The 9,235-nt window shown below is 71.2% G+C and carries 8 protein-coding genes; all 8 read right to left on the reverse strand.

All coding sequences use genetic code 11. From position 1 onward, the window contains the following. Window positions 1-1,810 (reverse strand): ABC transporter ATP-binding protein (locus tag B2K11_RS16025; protein WP_163619685.1); only part of this gene is annotated, 1,810 nt, incomplete at its 3' end. Beyond that, window positions 1,807-3,645, reverse strand: a complete 1,839-nt coding sequence (locus tag B2K11_RS16030) for an ABC transporter ATP-binding protein (RefSeq protein ID WP_163619687.1) — start codon at window positions 3,643-3,645, stop codon at window positions 1,807-1,809. The genes B2K11_RS16025 and B2K11_RS16030, both read right to left, overlap by 4 nt. A 463-nt stretch (window positions 3,646-4,108) precedes the next feature. Then, window positions 4,109-4,621: a methylated-DNA--[protein]-cysteine S-methyltransferase gene (locus B2K11_RS16035; protein WP_163619689.1), complete on the reverse strand. Its 513-nt coding sequence runs from the start codon at window positions 4,619-4,621 to the stop codon at window positions 4,109-4,111. Then, entirely contained in the window at window positions 4,618-6,312 is a 1,695-nt protein-coding gene (locus B2K11_RS16040; RefSeq protein ID WP_163619691.1) for an Ada metal-binding domain-containing protein, read from the reverse strand. The genes B2K11_RS16035 and B2K11_RS16040 overlap by 4 nt, the downstream gene beginning before the upstream one ends. 82 nt (window positions 6,313-6,394) lie before the next feature. Then, entirely contained in the window at window positions 6,395-7,063 is a 669-nt protein-coding gene (locus B2K11_RS16045) for a hypothetical protein (protein ID WP_163619693.1), read from the reverse strand. Window positions 7,064-7,073: 10 nt separating this feature from the next. Beyond that, a complete protein-coding gene (locus B2K11_RS16050; protein ID WP_163619695.1) occupies window positions 7,074-7,700 on the reverse strand; it encodes a hypothetical protein in 627 nt (208 codons plus the stop codon). A gap of 4 nt (window positions 7,701-7,704) precedes the next feature. Beyond that, window positions 7,705-8,832: a hypothetical protein gene (locus B2K11_RS16055; RefSeq protein WP_163619697.1), complete on the reverse strand. Its 1,128-nt coding sequence runs from the start codon at window positions 8,830-8,832 to the stop codon at window positions 7,705-7,707. Further along, on the reverse strand, window positions 8,829-9,131 hold the full coding sequence (locus tag B2K11_RS16060; protein WP_163619699.1) for a hypothetical protein: 303 nt from the start codon (window positions 9,129-9,131) through the stop codon (window positions 8,829-8,831). The genes B2K11_RS16055 and B2K11_RS16060 overlap by 4 nt, the downstream gene beginning before the upstream one ends. Window positions 9,132-9,235 lie beyond the last annotated feature (104 nt).

Raw genomic sequence — 9,235 nt, forward strand, 5'->3', positions numbered from 1 at the left:
CCAGCGACTCCCTCCAGGCACTGTGCAGCTGGGCGAACTTGCCGTCGCCGCCGATCAGCGCGTCGGGGGCGTCGTCCTCGATGATGCGGCCGTGCTCCATGACCAGCACGCGATCGGCGATCGCGACCGTCGACAGACGGTGCGCGATGATGATCGCGGTGCGGTCGGCGAGCAGGGTCTGCAGGGCATCCTGGATCTGCCGTTCCGAGGGCATGTCGAGCGACGCCGTCGCCTCGTCGAGGATGAGCACCGCCGGGTTCGCGAGGAAGGCGCGCGCGAACGAGACCAGCTGACGCTGCCCCGCCGACACTCGGCCGCCGCGCTTGTTCACGTCGGTGTCGTAGCCGTCGGGAAGGGCCTCGATGAAGGCATCCGCCCCCACCGCCTTCGCCGCGGCCTTGATCTCGTCGAGCGTCGCGTCGGGCTTGCCGAGCGCGATGTTGTCGGCGACCGTGCCGCTGAACAGGTAGGCCTCCTGCGTGACCATGACGATCGCACGGCGGAGGTCCTTCGGGTGCAGCGACCGCAGGTCGACGTCGTCGAGCGTCACGGCGCCCCTCGTCGGGTCGTAGAACCGCGACACGAGCTTGGCGAGCGTCGACTTGCCGGCGCCCGTCGTGCCGACGAGCGCGATCGTCTGCCCGGCGGGGATGTCGAGCGAGAAGTCGGGCAGGATGGTGCGCCCGTTGCCGTAGCCGAACTCCACGTCGCGGAACTCGAGGTGGCCCTTCGCCGTCCAGAGGTCGACCGGGTGCTTCGGGTCGGGAACGGTGGGCTCCTCCTCCAGCACGCCCGACACCTTCTCGAGCGCGGCCGTCGCCGACTGGTACGAGTTCAGGAAGAATGCGACCTCCTGCAGCGGCGAGAAGAAGTTCCGCACATAGAGCACGGCGGACAGCAGGAAGCCGATCTCCATCGCCCCGTCGACGACACGGATGCCGCCCCACGCGATCACGACCGCGAGGGTCAGCGATGCCACGGCCATGAGCCCCGGCTCGAAGGTGCCGAACAGGCGGATCGACCGCATGTTCACATCGCGGTAGTCCATCGCCACGGCGCCGAACTCCTCGTCGTTGCGGTCCTCCTTGCGGAAGGCCTTCACGGCGCGGACGCCGGTCATCGTCTCGACGAACTTGACGATGACCTTGGCGCTGATGACTCGCGACTCCCGGTACACCAGCTGCGAGCGCGAGTAGAACCAGCGCATGAGCAAGTACAGCGGAATGCCCATGACGGTCAGGATCACGCCGGACTGCCAGTCCACCATGTACAGCGCCGCCAGTGTGAAGGCGCCGTACAGGATGCCCGAGACGAGCTCGTTGAGGCCGCCGTCGAGCAGCTCGCGGATCGTGTCGAGGTCGCTGGTCTGACGCGAGATGATGCGGCCAGACGTGTAGGACTCGTGGAACTCTAGGCTCAGCCGCTGCGTGTGCAGGAAGATGCGCTTGCGCAGGTCGAGCATGACCGCCTGCGTGAGGCGTGCGGCCACCACCACGTACCAGCCGATGAGGGCGGCGCCGCCGAGCGCCGTCGCCAGGTAGACCAGCACGACCAGGATCGTCGGCATCCAGTCCATCTGCTCCACCGCGGCGGGCAGGGCGTTGTTGATGCCGATGCCGATCAGCCAGGGACCCGCGACGCGGAGCGCCGTCGAGATCACCAGCACGACGCCGGCGAGGATCAGCTGCCCGCGCACCGGGGTGATGAGCGAGCCCAGCAGACGCAGCGAGCGCCTGCGGATCTCCTTGCTCTCGGCGCGGGTGTAGTCGGAGCGGTCTTCGCCGCTCGTTCCGGTCACTGTGGTGCTCACAGGGTCACCTCCCCCATCGGTTCGTGAGCTCGTCGGGCTGCCTGCATACGTGCTTCCTCGACCTCGAGACTCGAGATCACGTGTCGGTAGTGGCTGCTGGTGCGCAGCAGCTCGGAGTGCGTGCCGACCGCCGTCACGCGCCCGGCCTCCAGCAGCGCCACGCGATCGGCGAGCATGACGGTCGAGGGGCGGTGCGCCACGACGAGCGCGGTCGTCTCGGAGAGGACTTGGCGCAGAGCGTCTTCGACGAGCGCCTCTGTGTCGACGTCGAGCGCCGACAGCGGGTCGTCGAGCACCAGGACGGCCGGACGAGCCGCGACGGCGCGCGCGAGCGCGAGCCGCTGACGCTGTCCGCCGGAGAGGGACAGCCCCTCTTCGCCGATGATCGTGTCGACGCCGTCGGGCAGATCGTCGACGAACCCCGCCTGTGCGACACCGAGCGCCTCGCGCAGCACGTGCTCGGCTTCGTCGCTGCCGGGGACGAGGTCCTCGCGCCCGAGCAGCACGTTGTCCCGCACGCTCTGCGAGAAGAGCGTCGCGTCCTCGAACGCCATGCCGATGTGCCGGCGGAGCTCCTTGAGCGTGAGGTCGCGCACGTCCACGCCGTCGAGCGTGACCCGCCCGCCGGTCACGTCGTAGAGGCGCGTCGGCAGCGTCGTGAGCGTCGTCTTGCCCGAGCCGGTCAGGCCGACGAGCGCCATGGTCTCCCCCGGACGGAGCACCAGGTCGACGCCGTCGAGCAGATCCCGCTCGTGGGACGCCGCATCCTGGTAGCGGAAGTGCGCGCCCTCGAAGACGAGCTCGCCCTGCGGACGCTCGATCGAGACCGGGTTCTCGGGGTCGACGATCGTGTTCTCCTCGTCGAACACCTCGAAGAGGCGGTCGGTCGCGGTGCGCGCGTCCAGCAGGAACGAGAACAGGAAGCCGATCGACTCCATCGGCCAGCGCAGCACGGTGGCCATCGCGAAGAACGCGATGAGCTCCGCGCCCTGCAGCTGCCCCATCGCCGTCAGGTAGATGCCCGCACCCAGGCACAGTGCGAACGCGATGTCGGGGAGCAGCACCAGCCAGAACCAGATCCAGCCGACCGCGCGCGCCTTGCGCAGCTCGGTCTCGCGCAGCGTCTCGGCCTGGCGCGTGAACTGCTGGAGCGCATGCTTGCCCCGGCCGAACGCCTTGAGAACGCGGATGCCGTGGACGCTCTCCTCGACGGAGGTCGCGAGGTCGCCCGCCTGGTCCTGGGACTGCCGTGCGAGCGTTCCGTAGGACTTCTCGAACCGGTAGCCCGCGTACCAGAGCGGCGCGGAGGTGACGAGGAAGATGGTGCCGAGCAGCCAGTGCCAGCGGAACAGCAGCGCCGTTCCCACGGCGATCGTGAGGACGTTCACGACGAGCAGCACGAGACCGAACGCGAGCCAGCGGCGCAGCATGCTGATGTCCTGCATCATGCGGCTGAGCAGCTGACCCGACTGCCAGCGGTCGTGGAAGGCGACCGGTAGGCGCTGCAGGCGCGAGTAGAAGGTCTGGCGCAGGTCGTACTCGACCAGGGTCGCGGGCGCGAGCACGAACCACCGGCGCAGCCAGACCATGCCGGCTTCGGCGAGGCCGAGGAGCAGGATCGCTCCCGCCCCCCACCAGATCGCGGTGACGTCGCCCGAGGCGATGGGGCCTTGGACGATCTGCTCGAGCACGAGCGGGATGGCCAGTGCGAGCAGGCTGGCGAAGAGCGCACTGACGGCGCCCATCGTCAGTCGCGGCAGCACAGGTTTGGCGAAGGGAAGAAGGCGCGCGAGCGCGCGGGGAGTGGAGAGTCTCTCAGCGGAAGACGTAGTCATGATCCTTGACGAGTGGTGTGGCGGGGTGTGTCGATGCCGCGGGAACGGCGGGAACGGCGCACCGCACAGACAGCGTGCGGGGTCGCCGGAAAGGCGTCCTGTGTGCCAGAACGCGGGAGCTCGTGATCCTATGCCGCGCGGTGTGGCGAGCGGCGGCGCCGCGGACGCGGCGGATCGGCGGAGGTCGGCCCGGGGACTATCCCTCGAGGGCGACGCGCAGCGTCCCGAGAACAGGCAGGAAGACAATCGGCTTCGTGGTGACGACGGCCTGAGACATGGCTTCCTCCTTGAACGTGGGACGGGGACCGGCGATCGCCGAAACGACACGCCAGCCCTCCAGCGTATACCTGGGAGATCGCTGAACACAACAAGCGCTTTCCGCCTCCCCGGAAGATGCTCGCGGAGTGCCCACCACACGCACGGCATCGCGGACCGCCAGCGGACGGCCCGGGATGTCGGGGACTCAGGCGACGAGCGCCGGAACACCCGCCTCACGGTCGAGCAGCCGCTGCTTGACCGGCAGTCCCCACGCGAACCCGCCGAGAGTGCCGTCGGCGCGCAGCACGCGATGGCAGGGGACGAAGAGCGCCGGGGCGTTGCGGGCGCAGATGGATGCCGCGGCACGCACCGCGCTCGGAGACCCGAGCTCCGTGGCGAACTCGCTGTACGTCAACGGGCGGCCCGGCGCGATGCGGCGCAGCGCATCCCACCCGGCGAGCTGCATCGCGGTGCCCTGCTGCGACACGGCGACGTCGTCGATGGCGGTGAGATCGCCGTCGTAGTACGCGACGACGGCGGCGGCGGCATCCGTCCGTCCGACCTCGACGGCCGAAGGACGATCGCGCGCCGCGAGACGGGCCAGGATCGTGGCGGGGTCTGCGGTCCAGCCCGAGGCGAGCACGCGCGCGGAGTCGTCGGAGAGGATCGTGAAGGCACCGTCGGGGGTGTCGATGGTCTGGATGGTCGCGGTGGTCATGACATGCCTCCGGTGGTGTTGTCGGACGGGCCGGTGTTCTTCTCGGATGGGGCGGCGTTCTTGAGGGATGAGGCGGTGGTCGCGCGGGAGATGGATGCCTTGGGCGGCACGGCGCGCCACAGGTGCGCGGTGAGGTAGCTGCGCCACGGCGCGGTGCCGGCGGCCCAGGCGTCGAGCGCCCGGGGCTCGGCGGGAAGGCCGATCGCGGCGGCGCCGGAGCGCACCGCGACGTCGCCGGGCAGGAAGACATCGGGATCGGCGAGCACGCGCATGCGCACGTAGTCGGCCGTCCACGGGCCGATACCGGGCATCGCCAGGAGCGCGGCGCGCTGCTCGGCGCCGTCGTCGCCGGGGGTGAGCGTGAGCGTGCCGTCGGCGAGCGCGGTCGCGGCACCCGTGATCGCGCGGATGCGGGCGGCGGGACCGCGCAGCACCTCGTGGCCGCGCTCCGCGATCGCCGCCATCGTCGGGAACAGGCGGACGGGGGTGGATGCCTCGCCCGCCGCCTGCGCCTCCGCGCTCGTCGAGCTCGCCCCGGCGGCCGCGCCCGCAGCCGGGAGCATCCCTGCGAAGGCGGGCACCTCCTCGCCGAGCGCCGCGGTCAGGGCAGTGAGGGCAGTCCGTGCGGCGACGACCGTGATCTGCTGGCCGACCATCGCGCGGATGAGCATCTCGTGCGGGTCGGCAGCGCCCGGAACCCGGATGCCGGGCAGCGCGGCGATGAGCGGCGCGAGCTCGGGATGCCGCGCCAGTGACTGGTCCACCGCGTCCGGGTCGGCATCGAGGTCGAAGAGGCGACGTGCGCGGGTGACGAGGGTCGAGAGGTCGACGAGGTTCGTCAGCGCGGCGCGCAGCCGCACGCGGCCCAGGTCGTCGAGGCGCAGCTCGAACCACGCAGGCCCGTGCGGCAGTCGCAGTGTGCGGGCGAAGGTCGAGGCGGTGGCGGCCTCGGCACCCGGTACCGCACGGGCCGCCATCCATGCGAACAGTCCCGCGGCGTCGAGCGCACCGCGGTGCGGGAGTGCGAGGTCGATCGTGACCCCGGGCGCCGTGGGTGCGGCGGCGGCGTCGTGTCGCTCGCCGGGCCGCGCCGGCCGGCGTCGCGCGCGCAGCTCGAGCGGCGGCATCCCGAACACCTCCCGGACGGTGTCGTTGAACTGGCGCACGCTCGCGAACCCCGACGAGAACGCGACGTCGGCGGCCGGCAGGTCGGTGCCGACGAGCAGCATGCGGGCCGTCTGCGCCCGGTGCGCACGGCTGAGTGCCAGGGGCCCGGCGCCGAGTTCGGTCGTGAGCAGTCGCGTGAGGTGCCGCGGCGAGTATCCGAGCCGCCGAGCGAGGCCGGGGACGCCCTCGCGCTCGACGACGCCGTCGGCGATGAGCCGCATGGCGCGACCGGCGGTGTCGCCGCGGAGGTTCCACTGCGGCGACCCCGGCGCGGCTTCGGGCAGGCAGCGCTTGCAGGCCCGATAGCCCGCCTCGTGCGCGGCCGCGCTCGTCGGGTAGAACGTCACGTTCGAGGGCTTGGGCGTGCGTGCGGGGCAGCTCGGACGGCAGTAGATGCCCGTGGACCGCACCGCCGTGACGAACTGCCCGTCGAAGCGGACATCACGCGAGTCGATCGCGCGGTAGCGCTCATCGAATGACATGGATGCGACGCCCGCCGCGTCGGCCGTCATGGTCAGGCTCATGTCCCTAGCCTGACACGCTCCCCCGACACCCGCTGGCGGAAATCGGACACGGCTGTTCGGCCGCTCCGGGGCGGACCGCAGCTCAGCGTGGGGCGAAGGCGGAGCGGATGCGGCTCCAGAGCGGATCGCCCTCCGCGATCCCGGCTCCGATGCGGAGCACACCGCCCGCTTGGCCGAGCCCGCACGCGAGCGCGATCAGGCCGATCAGGCACGCGGCGGCCGACAAGCCGTTGAAGTCACCCCCCGCGAGGTCGCGAACCGCGGCTGCGATGCCGAAGATCGCGGTGAGGAACGCCAGCGAGGACGTCAGCAGCCTCACGAGGTTGCGCGGCTCGAGATAGACGGTTCGCGCCTGCACCCACCCCCCGGCGCGGCGCTGCCGCGAACCTGCCCGGAACGGTGCGCGGAGCCACGCGGCGGCGCTCGTCGTGAGCGCACGTCCGGTGAGCCACAGCCGCACGAGCGCAGTGACCGCGATCCCGGCGAGGATCGCGGCGACGACCGTCACCACGAGGTCCATGAGCGCCGGGGGTTGTCCCAGCTGCACGATCGCATCGACCATCCCCACGCCGACGAACACGCCGACCGCGGTGACGACGAACGCGGCGAGCCCGAACGCCCATCGCGACCACCGTTGGTAGTCGCCGCGGAGAAGCAGCGCGACACGGTCGGCCTCCGCGACGGTGACGTCATCCGCCGGCGCACCGCCGATCCAGGGGCGCGACTCCGGCCGGATGAGGGTGAAAGCCATGCACGTCAGGTTACGCGGTGCGCTGCGCGGCGCCGGAATCGGCCACCGGCAGCGCCGGCTCGACACCCTCGGGCAGCACCTGCGTGGTCGACAGGACGAAGGCGGTCAGCAGTGCCAGCTCTGCCCGCTGCGACGGGTCCGAGCACATCCCCATGACGAGGACGGTTCCGCCGTCATCCGGCAGAAGCAGCTCGCCGACGGTCGCCACGTTCGGGATGCCGCCCGTGAGCAGCCGGCCACTGGCGACGGTCCCGACGCGGCCGTCCGGCGCGGTGAAGGTCTCGGCGCCCGCGTCCTCGCCGAAGCGCACGAGGGGGAACAGCCGATGGAATGCCGTGGCCGGCACCTCGACGCCCGGCGCCGCGCGCACGACATTGGTGCAGAGGAACGACGCGGCGGGTCGCTCGCCCGCGGTGAGCGAGACGCCCGCGAAGTCGAAGTCGGTCCCCGCGAAGGCGGCGACGCCGGAGCGGAAGCCCTCGACGATCGCCGTCCGCGCCTCGTCCGGGAGCCAGCCCTCACCGCTCGCGAGATACCACTCCAGCCATTCGTCGGGGGTGCGATCGCCGAACGCCCGGAACTCGATCCAGCCCTGCGGCAGGCGCTGCCAGACGCGGTCACCGGTCGTCGGAGTCATGGGGTCAGAGCTCCTCGTCGGTGCGGGGTCCGTTGCCGCGGATCGTGTTGTCCACGCGCTCCCCCAGGTTCTGCCACGGACCGCTCAGGCTCTCGACGAAGCTCTGTCCGTTGTCGTGCGCGTCCTTGGCCTGCGACATCGTCCAGTAGGTGTTCGAGACCAGGTTCTGCATGTTCACGTTGAGCGCGACGGCGAGCGATCCGGCCGCGGTCCCGCCGCCGGCCAGCGCGGGGGTCATGCGCTGGATCGAGGGGATCAGCACCTGCCCACCCGGACCGATGAGCGACTTCGCCGCCATGCCGAGGGCGCCGCCTGCGAGCATGCCGAGCGCGCCGACCGCGAAGTCCGTCCAGTCCCCGCGTCCGGTGAGCGCCTGAAGCCCGTCGATCGCGACGAGGATGCCCGACATGACGAGGGCGACCGCGCCCAGCGCCGGGAAGAAGAGCGACAGGATCGCGATGACCGGAAGCGCCGCCCGGAGGATGTCCTCGAGGATCGGCACCACGTTGTCCATGAGCCAGGCGCCGGTGTCGGCGAGCCACTCCCCGGCGTCGCCGAAGAAGTTCGAGAACGCGTTGCCCGCGTAGCCGTCGAGGATGCCGCCGGCGTCGTTCAGCGAACGAGCGGCCGCGGCGGCCTCGTCGTCGACCTCGGTCTTCAGAGACCGCGCCTCGGCACGGATCTGGTCGAGCTCGGCGCCGGCGCTGCCGAGCGCGAGCGCCGCATCCGACACCGCGTCGGGATCGGCGTCGTCATCGTCCTTGTGCTCCACAGCGGTGGCATGTGCGTTCTCGCACGACGCGATCCGGGTGGCGGCGGCATCCGCCTCTTCGGCGAGCACGCGTGCGCGCTGCTGGAAGGAGGTGAGCTGTGTGGTCCAGGTGCGAAGCGCGTCGCGCGAGGTGCGCAGGGCCTCGCCGGTGTCCGACAGCTGCGGACGGAAGTCCTCGCTCATGGAGGCGCGGAACGCGGTGGCGGAGAGGCCGACCCAGTCGGCGTCGTCGCCACCGTCGAGCATCGCCAGCGCGTCGCCGACGCCGTCGCAGCCCGCCGACAGGGCGTCGAGATAACCCTCGAGCGTCGCGATGTCGCCGGGTGCGGGGTCGAAGCCGAGCGCGGTGAAATCGGTCACGCCGAGCTTCCTTCCTGCGGCACCATGCTCGCGGCGAGCTCGGAGTCGAGTCCCTGGAACGCCTCGAGGATGCCCTCGAGACCGGCACCGGCGTCCTCCGCGTAGCGCGCGAGCTTCTTCATGCCGCCGCCCCACGACTCGTGAAGGTCTTCCAGTCGCCGACGCAGCTCGTCCTGCGGCACCGCCGAACCCGACACGTTCGCGAGCGCGCCGGTGGCGTCTTCCAGCATCGTCCGCATGTTGGCGTACGCGTGCCGGCTCGCGCTCATCGCGTCGAAGTCGATCCGCACATCCGTCATCGCATTCCCTCCGAAACGGCCCGACCGGAGGCCGCTGCGCGCGGCGCTCCGGTCAGGCTCTCGAGCTTCGTGACGTGAGCGCGGCTCAGCCGCCGGCGAGCTGC

Origin of the sequence: Microbacterium sp. B35-30 (genome assembly GCF_010634855.1) — a bacterium.
Taxonomy (GTDB): Bacteria; Actinomycetota; Actinomycetes; order Actinomycetales; family Microbacteriaceae; genus Microbacterium.

Excerpts from the sequence above, each read along its gene's own strand:
- B2K11_RS16030 (WP_163619687.1), bottom strand. The coding sequence starts at position 3,645 with ATGACTACGTCTTCCGCTGAGAGACTCTCCACTCCCCGCGCGCTCGCG.
- B2K11_RS16035 (WP_163619689.1), bottom strand. The coding sequence starts at position 4,621 with ATGACCACCGCGACCATCCAGACCATCGACACCCCCGACGGTGCCTTC.
- B2K11_RS16040 (WP_163619691.1), bottom strand. The coding sequence starts at position 6,312 with ATGAGCCTGACCATGACGGCCGACGCGGCGGGCGTCGCATCCATGTCA.
- B2K11_RS16045 (WP_163619693.1), bottom strand. The coding sequence starts at position 7,063 with ATGGCTTTCACCCTCATCCGGCCGGAGTCGCGCCCCTGGATCGGCGGT.
- B2K11_RS16050 (WP_163619695.1), bottom strand. The coding sequence starts at position 7,700 with ATGACTCCGACGACCGGTGACCGCGTCTGGCAGCGCCTGCCGCAGGGC.
- B2K11_RS16060 (WP_163619699.1), bottom strand. The coding sequence starts at position 9,131 with ATGACGGATGTGCGGATCGACTTCGACGCGATGAGCGCGAGCCGGCAC.